This is a genomic window from Flavobacterium erciyesense (assembly GCF_018069925.1).
GTDB lineage: Bacteria > Bacteroidota > Bacteroidia > Flavobacteriales > Flavobacteriaceae > Flavobacterium > Flavobacterium erciyesense.
Map to the genome: position 1 here is coordinate 45126 of NZ_JAGPXB010000018.1, position 15902 is coordinate 61027.

At 34.7% G+C, this 15902-nt stretch carries 14 protein-coding genes, 1 tRNA gene and 1 pseudogene; 12 read left to right on the plus strand and 4 right to left on the minus strand.

All coding sequences use genetic code 11. From position 1 onward, the window contains the following. Positions 1–42 precede the first annotated feature (42 nt). From KBJ98_RS14290 to KBJ98_RS14310, 5 genes are all read left to right on the plus strand, one after another. A complete protein-coding gene (locus KBJ98_RS14290; RefSeq protein WP_210791651.1) occupies positions 43–981 on the plus strand; it encodes a mevalonate kinase family protein in 939 nt (312 codons plus the stop codon). A 347-nt stretch (positions 982–1328) separates the two neighbouring features. Further along, positions 1329–2762 carry a sensor histidine kinase gene (locus tag KBJ98_RS14295; protein WP_210791653.1) on the plus strand — a complete coding sequence of 478 codons (1434 nt, stop codon included), beginning with the start codon at positions 1329–1331 and terminating at the stop codon, positions 2760–2762. Further along, entirely contained in the window at positions 2746–3153 is a 408-nt protein-coding gene (locus KBJ98_RS14300; protein ID WP_210791655.1) for a response regulator, read from the plus strand. Before KBJ98_RS14295 ends, KBJ98_RS14300 begins: the two co-directional genes overlap by 17 nt. A 154-nt stretch (positions 3154–3307) precedes the next feature. Beyond that, the gene (locus KBJ98_RS14305) at positions 3308–4264 is read left to right on the plus strand and encodes a geranylgeranylglycerol-phosphate geranylgeranyltransferase (protein WP_210791657.1); all 957 of its coding nucleotides are present in this window, start codon (positions 3308–3310) and stop codon (positions 4262–4264) included. Positions 4265–4612: 348 nt separating this feature from the next. After that, positions 4613–5521 (plus strand): pseudouridine synthase, encoded by a 909-nt coding sequence (locus tag KBJ98_RS14310; protein WP_210791673.1) that lies wholly within the window; start codon positions 4613–4615, stop codon positions 5519–5521. Between the two features lie 76 nt (positions 5522–5597). Here the strand turns inward: KBJ98_RS14310 and KBJ98_RS14315 are convergent, their stop codons facing one another. Beyond that, positions 5598–7745, minus strand: coding sequence for a M3 family metallopeptidase (locus KBJ98_RS14315; RefSeq protein ID WP_210791659.1), 2148 nt, complete (start codon positions 7743–7745; stop codon positions 5598–5600). Between the two features lie 172 nt (positions 7746–7917). Here KBJ98_RS14315 and KBJ98_RS14320 point away from each other — a divergent pair, with 172 nt between their 5' ends. From KBJ98_RS14320 to KBJ98_RS14330, 3 genes are all read left to right on the plus strand, one after another. After that, the gene (locus KBJ98_RS14320) at positions 7918–9681 is read left to right on the plus strand and encodes a DUF885 domain-containing protein (protein WP_210791661.1); all 1764 of its coding nucleotides are present in this window, start codon (positions 7918–7920) and stop codon (positions 9679–9681) included. 343 nt (positions 9682–10024) lie between these two features. After that, positions 10025–10621, plus strand: a complete 597-nt coding sequence (locus KBJ98_RS14325) for a hypothetical protein (protein ID WP_210791663.1) — start codon at positions 10025–10027, stop codon at positions 10619–10621. A gap of 13 nt (positions 10622–10634) precedes the next feature. Next, positions 10635–11408, plus strand: coding sequence for a hypothetical protein (locus tag KBJ98_RS14330; RefSeq protein WP_210791665.1), 774 nt, complete (start codon positions 10635–10637; stop codon positions 11406–11408). A 247-nt stretch (positions 11409–11655) separates the two neighbouring features. Here the strand turns inward: KBJ98_RS14330 and KBJ98_RS14335 are convergent. Beyond that, positions 11656–11737 (minus strand) — tRNA-Leu (locus tag KBJ98_RS14335). Between the two features lie 111 nt (positions 11738–11848). Between KBJ98_RS14335 and KBJ98_RS14340 the strand changes: the two genes are divergently transcribed. Then, positions 11849–13237 (plus strand): dipeptidase, encoded by a 1389-nt coding sequence (locus KBJ98_RS14340; RefSeq protein WP_210791667.1) that lies wholly within the window; start codon positions 11849–11851, stop codon positions 13235–13237. Between the two features lie 425 nt (positions 13238–13662). Here KBJ98_RS14340 and KBJ98_RS14345 read toward each other — a convergent pair whose 3' ends face one another. Further along, entirely contained in the window at positions 13663–14088 is a 426-nt protein-coding gene (locus tag KBJ98_RS14345; protein WP_210791669.1) for a hypothetical protein, read from the minus strand. A gap of 11 nt (positions 14089–14099) precedes the next feature. Further along, a complete protein-coding gene (locus KBJ98_RS14350) occupies positions 14100–14456 on the minus strand; it encodes a lysozyme inhibitor LprI family protein (protein ID WP_210791670.1) in 357 nt (118 codons plus the stop codon). Between the two features lie 325 nt (positions 14457–14781). Here KBJ98_RS14350 and KBJ98_RS14355 point away from each other — a divergent pair, with 325 nt between their 5' ends. From KBJ98_RS14355 to KBJ98_RS14365, 3 genes and pseudogenes are all read left to right on the plus strand, one after another. Next, positions 14782–15195, plus strand: a complete 414-nt coding sequence (locus KBJ98_RS14355) for a toxin-antitoxin system YwqK family antitoxin (protein ID WP_210791672.1) — start codon at positions 14782–14784, stop codon at positions 15193–15195. A 6-nt stretch (positions 15196–15201) separates the two neighbouring features. Next, on the plus strand, positions 15202–15573 hold the full coding sequence (locus tag KBJ98_RS14360) for a BlaI/MecI/CopY family transcriptional regulator (protein WP_166135823.1): 372 nt from the start codon (positions 15202–15204) through the stop codon (positions 15571–15573). Continuing rightward, positions 15570–15902 (plus strand): annotated as a pseudogene (locus KBJ98_RS14365) (M56 family metallopeptidase); the annotation flags it as partial. The gene KBJ98_RS14360 and the pseudogene KBJ98_RS14365, both read left to right, overlap by 4 nt.

The window sequence follows — 15902 nt, forward strand, 5'->3', positions numbered from 1 at the left end:
CGTTATAATTACCAACCCCAAATTGTTAATTTAAAAATACATATGAAAGGACCATTATTTTATTCAAAAATATTACTCTTTGGAGAATACGGAATCATTCGTGACTCAAAAGGGCTTTCTATTCCTTATAATTTTTATAACGGTGCTTTAAAAAGAGATGAAAATCCATCTGATGAAGCAATTAAATCAAACGGTCATTTAAAACGATTTGTAAGTTATCTTGAAACTTTGCAAACAGATCAACCGGATTTGGTTACGTTTGACATTGACTTATTAAAAGAAGATGTTAATACGGGAATGTATTTTGACTCTAGCATTCCACAAGGATATGGCGTAGGAAGTAGTGGCGCTTTAGTTGCAGCTATTTACGATAAATATGCACACAATAAGATCACGGTTTTAGAAAACCTAACGCGTGAAAAATTATTGCAGTTAAAAAATATCTTTTCTCAAATGGAGAGTTTTTTCCACGGGAAAAGTTCTGGTTTAGACCCTTTGAATAGCTACTTGAGTATTCCAATTTTGATCAATTCGAAAGATAATATCGAAGCAACTGGAATTCCTACTCAAAGTTTTGATGGCAAAGGTGCTGTATTTTTGTTGGATTCTGGCATAGTGGGCGAAACCGCTCCGATGGTAAATATCTTTATGGAAAACCTGAAAGACAAAGGTTTTAGAACCATGTTGAAAAATCAATTTGTAAAATACACCGACGCTTGCGTTGAAAATTTCTTAGGAGGAGACATGAAATCACTATTCATGAACACAAAGAAACTTTCAAAAGTAGTTTTAAACAATTTTAAACCTATGATTCCTGAGCAATTTCATGGAATCTGGCAACAAGGTATTGACAGTAACGATTACTACTTAAAACTTTGCGGATCAGGCGGTGGTGGCTACATTCTGGGCTTTACCGAGGACTTAGAAAAAGCAAAAGCTTCTCTAAAAGATTACAAACTAGAAGTAGTTTATCAGTTTTAACAATTGAATTGTAACAAACTATTAGTTACTCGATACTAAGAATCGGAATCAAAACTTTATTAATAAGAAAGTTTTGATTCCGATTTGTGTTTTTATAGCCCTCGATCAAATATCGACTGTTACTAATTATCTGTTGGTTAATTCCACGAAAAGTGTTTTGTTTAAAAAAAAGACATAAGAATTAAACAATTTTATCGTCATTTATACCTAGTTTTACATATCTTTAACATTGAATATATTTAACTATGCTTATCATTACAGATATTTATCATTACAGATATTTATCATTATATATATAAATTATTATATATCTATAACTTAACTCTGATCTAATTACCATATTCAATATGCTAAAGAAAAAGAATGATACAACCACTCAGTTTCATACTGTCTTCATTCCACTAGCAATAGTTGTATTATCTTGTTCCTTATTAATTTTAGTCAACCTTCTTACTATTAAAATTCTCTATTCCTCCCGTGCATACGTTAACGGTGAATCTCATTATTCAAAGGCACAAAAAGAAAGCACAAGACACCTAACAACCTATCTTTTTACCAAAGAGAAAAAACATTGGCTTGCTTACAATACAGAGATTAAAGTACCTATGGGTGATCGAGCTGCGAGGATTGCATTGCTTAATAATAGATCCACTACAGAGGTAAAAAAAGGCTTAAGCGCGGGTAGAAATGACAAAGAAGATTTAGACACTATGATTTGGCTTTTTGAAAACTTTAAAAATGTTCCCTTCTTCAATAAAGCAATAATCAAATGGGGTGAAGCTGACGCTTCAATCGAGAAACTTGTTGTATTAGCTAATGAAATACACCAGAAAATAACCAAAAACCAAATAAATCTAGCGGAAAAACAAATTATTTTAAGCCAAATAAATAGTATCGCTACAAAAATAAGTATTAGTCAAAGTCAATTTTCCGATACTCTTGGGGATGGCACTCGTACTATCAAAAATTATTTATTAATAATTAATATCGTACTAACACTTATCATCATCGGGAGTGTGAGTACCTACTATAACATATTACTAAATAAATTAAAACGCTTAACGAAAGAGACCAGACAAAAAAACAAGAAACTAATCATAGCAAATAAAGAACTAGACAAGTTTGTTTATAGTGCGTCTCATGACCTACGAGCACCTATATCCTCTTTGCAAGGACTAATTGAGGTTATGAAACTAGAGGACGACATAACTGAATGTAAAAAATACTTGAGTCTTATGCATGAAAGCCTAGACAAACAAGATAAATACATTCGAGACATCATTGATTATTCTAGAAACACAAGAAAACAAACAAACATTACTGAAGTTAACCTAAGTACTCTCATTAATGAGGCTATTTCTCAACATCAGTTCGCAAAAGATTCTGATAAAATTAAAATAACAACTGACCTCGAAGTAGAAAAAATGAAAAGTGATGAGCTAAAACTCAAAATAATTATTAATAATTTTTTATCGAATGCTTTAAAATACGCAGACCCCAAAAAAGACAATCAATTCTTTTCAATCAAATCATACCGCAATGAAAATTGTTGTTACATTGAATTCAAAGATAATGGCATTGGTATAGAGTTAGAATACCAAGATAAAATTTTTGAAATGTTTTTTGTCACAAACAATAACAATAACGGAACTGGATTAGGACTTTATATCGTGAAAGAAGCTGTAGAAAACCTGCAAGGTAAAATAACTGTACTTTCACAAGTAAATATTGGAACCACTTTTACAGTAATAATACCCGAACAATATGAAGCAAAATTATAAAATCTTAATTATCGACGATAACGTCATTGATCAGATTGTTACAAGACAACTATTAAAAAAGCACCTAAATTTATCCGAGATACATGTTGTGAGTAGTGGTCAACAAGGACTAGATTGGCTCCGAAACTTTAAAAACGAAGTGCACAAACCACTTGTGATTCTATTAGACATCAAAATGCCACAAATGGATGGCTTTGAATTCCTTGAGGTATATAAAAAACTTGATAAAGAACTTACCAGCCAAATAATTATTTTCATGCTATCGTCTACATTAGATCCTCTTGATAAAAAAAGAGCAAAAACTAATATCTATGTCAAAAAACTTCTCTGTAAACCGCTAGCAATAGACGAACTTTGTTCATTACTAGAAAATGAATCCAAAAAACTATAATGCACTTTTTTAGAGCTTACAGTAAATTATCATCGCTAAAATTCAAAAGATATGTTTTAAAGATTATTTAAGGTAATATTAAAAACAAAAACTTAATTTTGACAATGAATTAAGGCGTTCCTTGACCTTCCTAATCCTTAAACTAATTCACAGAATGTTTAACAGAAAAGAGAAACTTTTACTAATGAAAATTGCAAGTTTGTTCTCTGTAGTGCGAGGATATAACATTCCCATTATCATTATCGCGCAATACCTATCGGCGATTTTTATATTGGCGCCAGAGAAAAGAGCACTCGATATTATTCTAAACTTCAATCTTTTTATACTGGTTTTTGCCTCAGCCTTAACGATTGCTTCGGGTTACATCATCAATAATTTTTACGACAGTCAAAAGGATTTAATCAACAGACCTACCAAGTCAATGTTGGATCGATTAGTGAGTCAAAAAACAAAATTACAAGTCTATTTTACACTAAACTTTATCGTAGCCTTAATGGCCCTTTTTGTCTCGTGGCGCGTGTTTTTATTCTTTTCAGGTTATATTTTTTTCATTTGGTTGTACTCTCACAAACTAAAAAAACAGACCGTTATTGGCAATATAACCGCAGCTGTTTTGGCGGTGATGCCGTTTTTTGCTATCCTGCTATATTTTTACACACGAATCCCTTTTGAAGATATCGAAAATTACAAACAACAATTGGGCGTTATTTTTGCGCATGCTTCCTTTTTATTTTTGCTGTTATTGGTTCGCGAAATGATCAAAGATTTAGAAAACCTACAAGGAGATTTAGCCAACGACTACCCTACTATTCCTGTGGTTTACGGTGAAAAAGCAGCCAAAAAAGTAATTAGTTTTTTGACAATTTTATCTATTCTGCCCGTTTACATTTTAGTTGATGTTTATGATGTGGGCTACATGGCGATATACTTTTACAGCAGCTATATTGTCCTCATCTTTTTTGTGTTGTACTTATGGAAATCATCTGTAAAAAAAGACTATTTGGCCTTGCATAACGTATTGAAATTTTTAATTGTTGCAGGCGTATTCTGTATCGTCTTAATTAATCCTGCCATTTTGTGGAATGGGAAAAAACTATTAATGACGATTTAAATTCTTTCTTCTTTTAATATTTCAAAATATAAGCAACTATGCAAGCAGACTTCCAATTGTCTAAATAGATATAACCGTAATTACTTCTTTCAGCAGATTTTGGAGAACTTTGTTAGTATTGGATTTTTTTCTACCAAAAAGTAAAAGATGGAACCGATAGCAGGATAACGAAGATACAGTACAGCCAAACAGCTTCTAAAAAAACAACCCACTGATAGCAAGAACGCTAGCAATGAGTCGCTTGGTGTTTTTATAATTATCGGTTATTGATTGTCAAGTATATAAATAGTATCTTTGCACGCACTAGGTCGCAAAGATGGGACTGAAGAAGTAAATTATTGGAATATTATGAATAACAAGGAAGGCAATAATAAGAAAAGTGGTGGAAGAGCAAACAGCTCAAGACCCAATTCAAATAAGCCAAAACCTGCCATGCAGAAGCGCGCTCAAGGGCCTAAAAAAGTAAAAGTAACCACTAAAGTTGCTGATATTGCTGCTGAAAAAGTAGAGAAAAAACCAAATCAAGCGCCTAAAAGACCGAAAGTTAAAGACGAAATTCGTTTGAACAAATACATTGCAAACTCTGGAGCTTGTTCTAGACGTGATGCAGATATTTACATCCAATCTGGGACGGTAAAAGTAAACGGAATTCCGGTAACCGAAATGGGCTACATGGTAAAACCCGGCGATGTTGTAAATTTTGATGGAGCTACTTTAACTCCAGAGAAAAAAGTATACATCTTGCTGAACAAACCGAAAAACTTTACGACAGCCTTAGACGAAGGTCAAGAATTTCGTAATGTTTTAGAATTAGTAAAAGGTTCAACAACCGCCAAAATTGGTCCAGTAGGACGAATGGATAAAAACACAACAGGTTTGTTGTTGTTTACGAATGATACTGATATGATTCGTAAGTTTACCTTACCAAGTCAAAAATCATCTAAAATTTATCAGGTTTCTTTAGATAAAAATTTAAAGTTTGAAGATTTAGAAAAAATCCAAAAAGGATTAACACTAGATGGTCACCGTGTTTTTGTTGAAGAAGTAAGCTACATTGAAGGTGAAGCAAAAAGTGAAATCGGATTGAAATTACGTTCTTCAAATGTAAAAGTAGTTCGTTCTATTTTCGAAAATTTTGATTACGATGTATTGCGTATTGACCGTGTGGCTTTTGCTGGATTGACTAAAAAGAATTTACCAAGAGGAAACTGGAGGTTGCTTACTGAACAAGAAATCATCAACTTGAAAAACGTTTAATTTTTTAAAGTTCCTTAAAATACAAAGCCCTCCAAAACTAATTTTGGAGGGCTTTTTGTTTAGAGTCTGTTTTATACTATCCTCTTATCTTTTTAACCGGCTCTTGTTTGTTGTCCAGACCACGTTTTCTCAATAAAGGTTCAATGCTAGGCTCGGCACCTCTAAATCTTTTGTACAAAACCATCGGATCTTCGGTACCGCCTTTTTCAAGTACATGAGTACGGAATAATTTAGCTTTTTCTGGATTGAATAATGAAGTCGACTTAAACGCTTCGAAAGCATCTGTATCTAAAACGCCCGACCAAATATAACTGTAATACCCAGAAGAATAGCCACCAGAAAAAATATGACTAAAATAGGTACTGCGGTATCTAGGAATAATCGATGGGATTAAACCAATTTTTACCATGGCTGCTTTTTCGAAAGTGTTAGCATCAACCGTGATGTCTTTGGTTTGCGAGTGGTATTCTAAATCCAATAAAGAGGCTGCCAAGTATTCAGTAGTAGTAAAACCTTGATCAAAAGTTCCCGCTTTCTTCAATTTATTAACTAGCGTTTCCGGAATCACCTCGCCCGTTTTGAAGTGCTTCGCGTAAATTTTCAAAACCTCAGGCTCTGCAGCCCAGTTCTCCATAATTTGTGATGGAAGCTCAACAAAATCTCTTGGCACACTCGTTCCTGCCAAACTTCTGTAAATTACATTAGATAATAAACCGTGTAAAGCATGACCGAATTCATGAAAAAAGGTAGATACTTCATCAAAAGTTAACAAGGCAGGAGTGGCAGCAGTAGGTTTTGTAAAATTACAAACGATAGAAACTACAGGAGCAACACGCTTGCCATCAACAGTTTTTTGACTGCGGTAGGATGTCATCCAAGCCCCACCACGTTTCGACTCACGCGGGTGAAAATCCATGTACATAACCCCTAAGTGCGTTCCGTCTTGCTCAGTTACTTCCCAAGCCGTCACATCCTCATGGTACGTTGGCACGTTACTTAATGGTTTAATTTGAATACCGTATAAATTTTCAGTAACCTGAAAAACACCTTTGCGCACTTGGTCTAAACTAAAATAAGGTTTTAGTTCTTCCTCATCAAGATCAAAACGCTCTTTTCTGATTTTTTCAGTGTAAAAACGCCAATCGTATGGTTGAACTGCACCTTTAATTCCATCTTTAGCCATCATTTTTTGAATGTCGGCCGCTTCATTTTTAGCCATTTCAAGAGCTGGTTTCCACAAATCATTTAATAATTTGTTTACGTTTTCAGGTTTTTTAGCCATCGATTCTTCTAACACATAAGTTGCGTGCGAAGTATACCCCAACAAGCGCGCTTTTTGACCTCTTAAATTAGCCAATTCTACCGCGTTTTTTTTGTTATCGGCTGCATCGTCATGATTCGCTCTAGTTTGGTAGGCATTCCAAATCTGTTTGCGCAATTCTCTGTTGCTGCTGTATTGTAAAAATGGCATTACACTTGAATTAGAAAGTGTAAAAACCCATTTACCGTCTTTGCCCTTTGCTTTTGCATCTGCGGCAGCGGCATCAACAATTCCTTTTGGCAAACCTGCTAAATCTTTTTTATCTGCAATAACCAGTTCATAACCGTTGGTTTCAGAAAGGATATTTTGTCCGTACTTTAAACTTGTCAAGGACAAATCACCGTTGATTTTGCGTAGTATTTCTTTATCTGAATTAGACAAATTAGCACCACTTCGAACAAAATCTTTGTAGGCATTGTCTAAAATTTTAGCTTGCTCTAAATTCAAACCCAAACTTTCTTTTTGGTTCCAAAGCGACTTTACTCTTGCAAATAATTTTTCGTTCAAGTAAATGTTATCGCGGTGCGCCGATAAATTAGGAGCTGTTTCTTTGGCGATATTTTGAATCTCCTTGTTGGTATTAGCAGAGTTCAAATTTGAAAAAACCGTATTCACATTGGCTAACAATTCGCCTGCATTTTCCATTGCTAAAATGGTATTATCAAAAGTAGTTGGTTGCGTATTATTTGCAATAGCATCAATTTCCGCTTGATGTTTCGCGATACCTTCTAAAATGGCAGGTTTAAAATGCTCGTTCTTGATTTTGTCAAACGGCGGAACATTGAAAGGCGTGTTGTAAGCCTGAAAAAATGGATTCATAGTCGTGTTTTCTTGTTTGTCTTGTGCTTGGATGGTGAGTATATTTCCGATTACCAGCATTAGAAAAAGGGATTTCTTTCTCATTTCAATTTGTTAATTAGTAACGTAAATTTAACCCAAATCCTCTTCATAAGCCAATCAAGACTTTGCCTTAACTTAATTTTATGATTAGGACATCGTACAAAGGATTTTACAATCTAATTTAAGTATTGAAATAAAATCAATACATTAGCTATTTAAATCACAAACCGAAATTATGAAAAAAATAACCGTTCTACTTTTTACAGTAACAACTACTCTGCTATTGGTAAACTGTAAATCTGAAGATAAAAAGCAAGATTTTACTAGCTTAACCAAAAGCTATTTTGATGATAAAAATGCGCTAGATCCATTGAGCGCAACCCAAAGTGGTCAAAACCAGTACAACGATCAGCTGCAATTTGAAATGACCGATAGTTATAGAAAAACGCAAGCTGCTTTTTTTGACAAATACCAAACTGCATTGCAAAATTTTGACGTAACCGATTTATCTGAAGAAGAAAAAAACAGTTATGAGATCATTAAATGGGAAATTGAAGTTGGAAAAGAAGTGTTAGAACAGCCAACTAATTTAATTCCGGTACATCAATTTTGGGGAACACACTTGACCATGGGGCAGTTTGCGGGTGGAACTGGTGCCCAGCCTTTTAAAACAGAACAAGATTATACCAACTTTTTAAAACGAATGGACAAATATGCCGTTTGGATTGATTCGGCGATGGTGTACATGAAAAAAGGATTAGACAAAGGAGTGGTTTTACCAAAAGCGTTGACCGTAAAATTGATTCCGCAGTTCGCAGAGATGGAAACTCCAAATATCGAAGACAATTTATTTTATTCTTCGATAAAATTAATGCCAGCATCGTTTCCTGAAAGCATCAAGAAAGACTTAACGGCAAAATACACGGCTACAATCACCACTAAATTGATTCCGCAGTACAAGAAAATGGCTGATTTTCTTAACAAAGAATACTTGCCAGCATCAAGAGCAACGAGCGGGATAGGCGGTTTACCTTTTGGAAAAAAACTATATGCGGCTTATGTAAAACAATGGACTACGACCAATAAAACTCCAGAGGAAATTCATGAGCTGGGATTGAAAGAAGTAGCACGACTGACTGCTGAAATGGAAAAAGTAAAAGCCCAAGTAGGTTTCAAAGGTACTTTGATTGAGTTTTTTGAAGAAGTACGTAACAAGAAAGAATTAAAACCTTTTACCAAACCAGAAGAGGTTATTGCTAACTTTAACAGTATTTACACCCGCATTAAACCTAATGTTGACAAGCTATTTGCTTTGCAACCAAAAACAAAATTTGAGGTAAGACGCACCGAAGCTTTTAGAGAACAAACTGCCAGTGCCGAGTACAATCAAGGCACGGCTGATGGAACGCGTCCTGGCATTTTTTATGTTCCGATTCCGAATGTAAAAGAATACAACATGTACGGTGACGAAGATTTGTTTTTGCATGAAGCCATTCCGGGACATCATTTTCAAATTTCATTACAGCAAGAAAACCAAAGTCTTCCAGATTTTAGAAAATTCAATTGGTTTGGTGCTTATGGTGAAGGTTGGGCTTTATACACCGAAAGTTTAGGTAAAGAGCTAGGTTTGTACCAAGATCCGTATCAATATTTTGGGATGTTGGGTAACGAAATGCACCGCGCGGTACGTTTAGTAGTTGATACTGGTTTACATTCAAAAGGCTGGACGAGAGAACAAGCTATTAAATATTCCTTAGCAAACGAGGCCGAAAGTGAAGCAAGTATTATTCCTGAAATAGAGCGCTACATGGCTATTCCAGGACAAGCTTTGTCTTATAAAATTGGACAATTGAAAATAATGGAGCTTCGCAAAAAAGCCGAAACTAAAATGGGTACAAAATTTGATATTAAAAAGTTCCATGAAAAAGTATTGGAGTCAGGAGTGATGCCTTTGGCTTTATTGGAACAAAAAATTAATGAGTGGGTTGAAGGAAAATAAAAACAATCAAACTAAAAAGCTTCTCGATTTGAGAAGCTTTTTTTTGAGCCTTGCTGAACCACAATTCACTGATGAAATCGTAATATACTAAGGTAAAAGCACCTAAGCTTTTTAATTTGAAAATCATTTTTAACACACTTAAGAATATCTCTCACATCGCTCTTAAGTATATTTAGCTATTTATAAGTAAAATATCACTAAAAGTGGGTATTGTACAAGCTATCTAAAATCAGTTACTTCGCTTCATACCTTCTTCCGTAAAAACTTAACGCAAATTATTTTTAATTGGATTTAAAAGGTTTAAAATAACCGATACTAAAAAATAATAAAACTACAAAAGGAAATGAAAAAAGTAATTCGAATATTCGTGTTTGGCTTTTTGGGCCTATGGTTCGTTTATGTATGTAATGAAATATTTAATTCTTGCTCAAAACCAGAAAAATTAGATGATATCGAACTACCAATTGCAATTGACTCATCAGCAACATACGTAACACCACAACAAAATTTAATAAATACAGAACAAAACAAGTGGCAATATGATTCAAGTATTGACAAAATGACTTCAAAAACTTCAAAATTTGCAACCATTACATCAAACGAAAGTTTAGATTTAGATTTTCCTTATGATGGAGTTAATTTTGGATATTTAATAATTCGAAAAATGAATGACCGTTTAGGAATTTTAATTAGAGTTGACAAAGGTCAAATTTCAGGAGGATATGAAAACAATTATATAAAGGTTCGCTTTGATGATGAAACCCCAATTACTTTTAGCTATTCTGAACCTGCTGATAATAGTAGTGATTTAATTTTTATCGAAAACAAAACTAAATTTTTATCAAAACTAAAAAAATCTAAAAAAACACTTATTGAAATCCCTTTTTATCAAAATGGAAATCAAATATTAGAATTTAACACCCAAAATTTAGAATGGTAAATACAACAGGAAAATGAAAAAAATATTATTAGCAGCCTTCGTATTATTACTTTGGAATTGTTCTGATGATACCAAAGCACAACAAGATGATTCTTTAAACGGAACACTCCTTAAAAAAATTGTTTATATTGATAATGCAGGAAATAAAGATGAGTATAATTTTGCATACGAGGAGAACAAGTTGCTCAACATTACCCTAATTAGCAATAACCAATCTAATATCAGTAATCTATTTTTCACCTATGAAAATAATGTAATAACAAAAATTACCACATTAAGGAGTAAAGCAGTATACGCAATTGAAGATTATGATTATGTAAACGGTAAAGTTAATACCTATTCACTTGACTATGTAAATGACCCTTTCAGAGTAAAAACAACTTACACTTACAATAGTGATTTAAGCGTTACTTTTAACGAACTCTCAACATATAAACCAACAAATCAAGAGAGTCAAGGTGAAACAGGGAAATTATTTTATCGAAATGGTAACACTATTAAAGTAGAAAAAATTGAAAATGTAGAAATAGAATATGATAACAATTTAAACCCCTTGAAAAACATAATTGGTTTTAATTTACTACTAGACAAATTACCATATTATTTTGGAGCAGGCGGCGTAAATAACTGTACAAAAATATCCGAAATTGACCTTTTACCAACTCCATCTACTATAATCACAGAGTTTGAATATTCGTATGATGAAAGAGGTTATCCTAAATCAGCAAAAGTTAAACACACGGAAAACAAAATAACATCTACCTCCACAATACAATACTTTTATTAGTTTATCTTTTGATTTATGAAAAAATTAGGACATATCTTATGACTGTCCTCATTTGTTTCTTAAACTTATGACTAAGTAGATAAAAAAATTATAATCTGTTGGGCAATGGTTCGGCAGGTTTTAAAATAAAAAAGCCCAAACTTTCGTTTGGGCTTTTCGTGCGGATAATAGTCCTTCCCGATAAATCGGGATAAACTTCTCGTCCTAAATCCACAAAAAAAGCCCAAACTTTCGTTTGGGCTTTTTGTGCGGATAATAGGACTCGAACCTACACGCCTTGCGGCACCAGATCCTAAGTCTGGCATGTCTACCAATTTCACCATATCCGCGGTTTATTGTGGGTGCAAAGATACACTTAACTTCGAATATTCAAAACAATTTTGACAAAAAATATTCATACTCTTTTTTGTACTTTTGAAAATATAAACAAAATTCAACTAATGGAAAACATAAAAGCATACGTTCAAGAACACAAAGAACGCTTTATCAATGAGTTAATCGAATTATTAAAAATTCCGTCCGTAAGTGCTGATACCGCCTATTCGCACGATGTTTTTGAAACTGCCGATGCCGTAAAAGCCAGTTTAGAGAAAGCCGGCTGTGATTTTGTCGAAATTTGCGACACTCCAGGCTACCCAATCGTATATGGCGAGAAAATCATCGACCCTAATTTACCCACCGTTTTAGTATACGGACATTATGATGTGCAGCCGCCAGACCCAATGGAGTTGTGGACGTCTCCCCCATTTGAACCCGTAATTAAAAAAACCGATATCCATCCTGAAGGCGCCATTTTTGCCCGTGGAGCCTGTGATGACAAAGGCCAAATGTACATGCACGTAAAAGCGCTGGAATACATGGTACAATCAAACACTTTGCCTTGCAACGTCAAGTTTATGATTGAGGGTGAAGAAGAAATTGGTTCCAAAAGCTTAAGCTGGTTTGTAGAACGCAACCAAGAAAAACTTAAAAACGATGTGATTTTAATTTCTGATACCGGAATGATCTCTAACCAGCAACCGTCTATCACAACAGGATTACGCGGTTTGAGTTATGTAGAAGTGGAAGTTACAGGTCCTAACCGCGACTTACATTCTGGCTTGTACGGTGGTGCTGTGGCAAACCCAATCAACGTGTTGGCTAAAATGATTGCTTCGCTGCACGACGAGAACAACCACATCACCATTCCAGGTTTTTATGACAATGTTGAGGAATTATCTCTTGAAGAAAGAGCCGAAATGGCCAAAGCGCCCTTTAGCTTAGAAAAATACAAAAACGCCTTGCAACTCAACGATGTGTACGGTGAAAAAGGCTATGTAACGAACGAAAGAAACTCCATCCGACCTACACTAGACGTAAACGGAATCTGGGGCGGCTACACCGGCGAAGGAGCTAAAACCGTAATTGCCAGCAAGGCTTTCGCCAAAATTTCCATGCGTTTGGTTCCTAATCAAGACTGGGAAGAAATCACGGAATTATTCACCAAACATTTCAACAGCATTGCCCCAGCAGGCGTTACCGTTTTGGTAAAACCGCATCACGGCGGGCAAGGCTACGTAACCCCAATTGACAGCATTGGCTACAAAGCCGCAAACATGGCTTATACCGAAACCTTTGGCGTACCAGCCATTCCCGTGCGTTCCGGAGGCAGCATCCCTATTGTAGCATTATTCGAAAAAGAATTGAAATCAAAAACCATCCTCATGGGATTTGGTCTCGACAGCGATGCCATTCACTCGCCAAACGAACACTTCGGGATCTTCAATTACCTCAAAGGAATCGAAACCATTCCGTTGTTTTACAAATATTTTGTAGAATTGTCAAAATAATAGTTATCGATTCCGTCAGTTCGAGTTTTTTTGTGAACAGAAACAGAACAAACTTCTCGATACGCTGCGCTACTCGAAGTGACGTAAATAATACTATAAATCCGCTCTCCACAGGGCGGATTTTTTTTTGGGCGTTCCCTTGTTGCAGAAAATCCTTCTTGAACAACACAATTCATCAAGCAACAAGGTCAGGCTGTACGTTCTCAATCTTTTTATCCGCCTAAAAAAGGCGCCTAAAAAGGATTTCCACTTCCATCCTTAACGCAAACCCTCGATGATTTTCTAATCCATCCAATCAAGAAAATCTGCGAATTTGCGGTGAATTTTCAAAGCAGCTCGCACGGATGCCTCCATCTGGTGCCCGTTGATAGTTTTTTTTTAAAGTTATAAGATGGTTTTAATTGTAGAAAACTTGGAGAAATACGTTACTTCAGATCCATTAAAAACCCAAAAGCAATAAGAACTAAACTTGCAAGTGGTCCTGAAAATATGCACATTAAAAACGTTTGGCCATCTCCATAACATGCTAAATCCACGCCAAGCATCATTATCAGTATAGCAGTATTTAATAAAGTGTATAGTATCAAAGAGTAAAACCTAAAATTACGCTTTACTTCTTTTTTTGTCTTTAACAAAGTCTTGTCCAATCTATAGCCATAGAAAATCATCATTCCAATTGCTGCTACCGCAGAAAACCAAAGAACAATTGAATAGCCCGTTGTACAGTCACCAGTGATTTTCTCCAAGCTCATTGCTGCAAAAACACCAGGAATTAATGTCCAAGTTGGGAAAATTGGAATCAATGACCAAAGCGCGTTAACAAAACTATATTTTGTAAAGGTAAATTCCATAGAGGTTAGTATTATTTCTCTTTTCTTTCCTTTATACTGGCTTTAATTTCTAAAATTCTTTTCCTTGTTAGGTCTTCCAAACAAGTTGAATAAACAAGAGGTTTTATACTGCCACCTTCATATTGAGAAGATTCAAATTTACAGCTCGAATCTCTGAATTTAACCCAATCCTTTTCAGCCTGAATCAATAGTAATTTTTCACTTTGAGTAAGAATTGAAATTAGTTGCTTGTATACTTTATTGAGTTCTGCATCAGCTTTTTTGTATTTAGCATTAGCTGCTTGATTCATTTCCAATTGTGTTTGCGCAAATGAATTAATAGAAAACATTAATGCAATTAGAACTATGGTATAATATCTTATTTTCATTTTAGTTTTTATTTGATTAGAGTCCAACAGCTTGTTACTGCTAGCTTATACCTATTTGAAAAAACAACTGAATCAAGCTACATTATAAAAAGTCAGCTTCGTTTTGTTCTTTTCAAATGTAAACAAAAATTCTTACGTATCTTTTGATAGTTGGTATTTAATCCTAAACCTAATAAAATCAATAGCTACGACAGAAAGGACTTCTAGTCCAATTGACAACCTAAATACCTGAACAACAAATTTTTTTAAAAAACATTTGTTTATTTCAAATTTTACTCTACATTTGTAGAGCAATGTTTTAATTTGTAGAACAAAAATGTAAGCTATGCGACATATTTATATTTTACTAGTTGTTGTACTTGCTGTTGTAAGCTGCAAAACCAACCAATCCAAAAACAAGTTGCGCGAAGGTCGTTGGGTAGAGCATTATGCGCAAGACAGCGCCAAATACAAATCAATTGGTACCTATCGCAAAGGTGATCCCGTAAAAAAATGGCGCTATTACCTTGACGGTAAAATTATAAAACGTGAAAAATACAAAGGTTCTATTTGCAAAACCGTTATCTATCATCAAAACGGTCAAATACAATCAAAAGGAATATCAAAAATTGATACAACTGAAAAATATACACATTGGTACTACAGCGGCAAATGGCTGTATTATGACGAAAATGGAAAATTAACCACCATTAGAACCTACGATAACGGAGAATTACTATCAGACATACCACAAAATTAATAAACGATGCAATTAACAAACTCAGAAGAACAACTCATGGAACACCTTTGGCAACTCGAAAAAGCCTTCATGAAAGATTTACTCGAAGCCTATCCAGAGCCAAAACCCGCTACCACAACGGTTGCTACTTTGCTAAAACGCATGATTGACAAGCAATTTGTAGCCTACCGCGAATATGGAAACTCTAGAGAATATTATCCTTTGGTCAAAAAAACCGACTATTTCTCGAAACACGTCAACGGATTGATTAGTAATTTTTTCAATAATTCGGCATCACAATTTGCTTCTTTCTTTACCAAAGAAACCAATTTGTCGCAAACGGAACTGGAAGAACTCAAGAAAATAATTGATAGTGAAATTCTAAAAAAGAAAAAATGACCGACTTTCTAATCAAATCAACCCTCAGCCTCGTGGTACTTTTAGGAGTGTATCACTTACTGCTAGAAAAAGAAAAAATGCACCGTTTCAATAGGTTTTACTTGTTGTTTGCTTTGGTTTTTTCGATGGTGATTCCGTTTATAACTATTGAAGTTGTTCAAGAAATTGCACAACCTGCAGTTACACCCGGAAATATCCAAATCCTACCAGCAACTGCCGTTGTTGTTGAAGAAACAAACTATGTAGCCATTGCGCTTTGGGGTTTGTATGGGTTGGTCACGTTTATTTTAGCGTTTCGATTTATGCGTAATGTGGTGCAGATTTCAAAA

Bases quoted from the DNA above. Each gene is read 5' to 3' on its own strand.
- KBJ98_RS14305 (WP_210791657.1), top strand. From the start codon at position 3,308: ATGTTTAACAGAAAAGAGAAACTTTTACTAATGAAAATTGCAAGTTTG.
- KBJ98_RS14310 (WP_210791673.1), top strand. From the start codon at position 4,613: ATGAATAACAAGGAAGGCAATAATAAGAAAAGTGGTGGAAGAGCAAAC.
- KBJ98_RS14355 (WP_210791672.1), top strand. From the start codon at position 14,782: ATGCGACATATTTATATTTTACTAGTTGTTGTACTTGCTGTTGTAAGC.
- KBJ98_RS14360 (WP_166135823.1), top strand. From the start codon at position 15,202: ATGCAATTAACAAACTCAGAAGAACAACTCATGGAACACCTTTGGCAA.
- KBJ98_RS14330 (WP_210791665.1), top strand. From the start codon at position 10,635: ATGAAAAAAATATTATTAGCAGCCTTCGTATTATTACTTTGGAATTGT.
- KBJ98_RS14290 (WP_210791651.1), top strand. From the start codon at position 43: ATGAAAGGACCATTATTTTATTCAAAAATATTACTCTTTGGAGAATAC.
- KBJ98_RS14320 (WP_210791661.1), top strand. From the start codon at position 7,918: ATGAAAAAAATAACCGTTCTACTTTTTACAGTAACAACTACTCTGCTA.
- KBJ98_RS14325 (WP_210791663.1), top strand. From the start codon at position 10,025: ATGAAAAAAGTAATTCGAATATTCGTGTTTGGCTTTTTGGGCCTATGG.
- KBJ98_RS14345 (WP_210791669.1), bottom strand. From the start codon at position 14,088: ATGGAATTTACCTTTACAAAATATAGTTTTGTTAACGCGCTTTGGTCA.
- KBJ98_RS14295 (WP_210791653.1), top strand. From the start codon at position 1,329: ATGCTAAAGAAAAAGAATGATACAACCACTCAGTTTCATACTGTCTTC.
- KBJ98_RS14350 (WP_210791670.1), bottom strand. From the start codon at position 14,456: ATGAAAATAAGATATTATACCATAGTTCTAATTGCATTAATGTTTTCT.
- KBJ98_RS14300 (WP_210791655.1), top strand. From the start codon at position 2,746: ATGAAGCAAAATTATAAAATCTTAATTATCGACGATAACGTCATTGAT.
- KBJ98_RS14315 (WP_210791659.1), bottom strand. From the start codon at position 7,745: ATGAGAAAGAAATCCCTTTTTCTAATGCTGGTAATCGGAAATATACTC.
- KBJ98_RS14340 (WP_210791667.1), top strand. From the start codon at position 11,849: ATGGAAAACATAAAAGCATACGTTCAAGAACACAAAGAACGCTTTATC.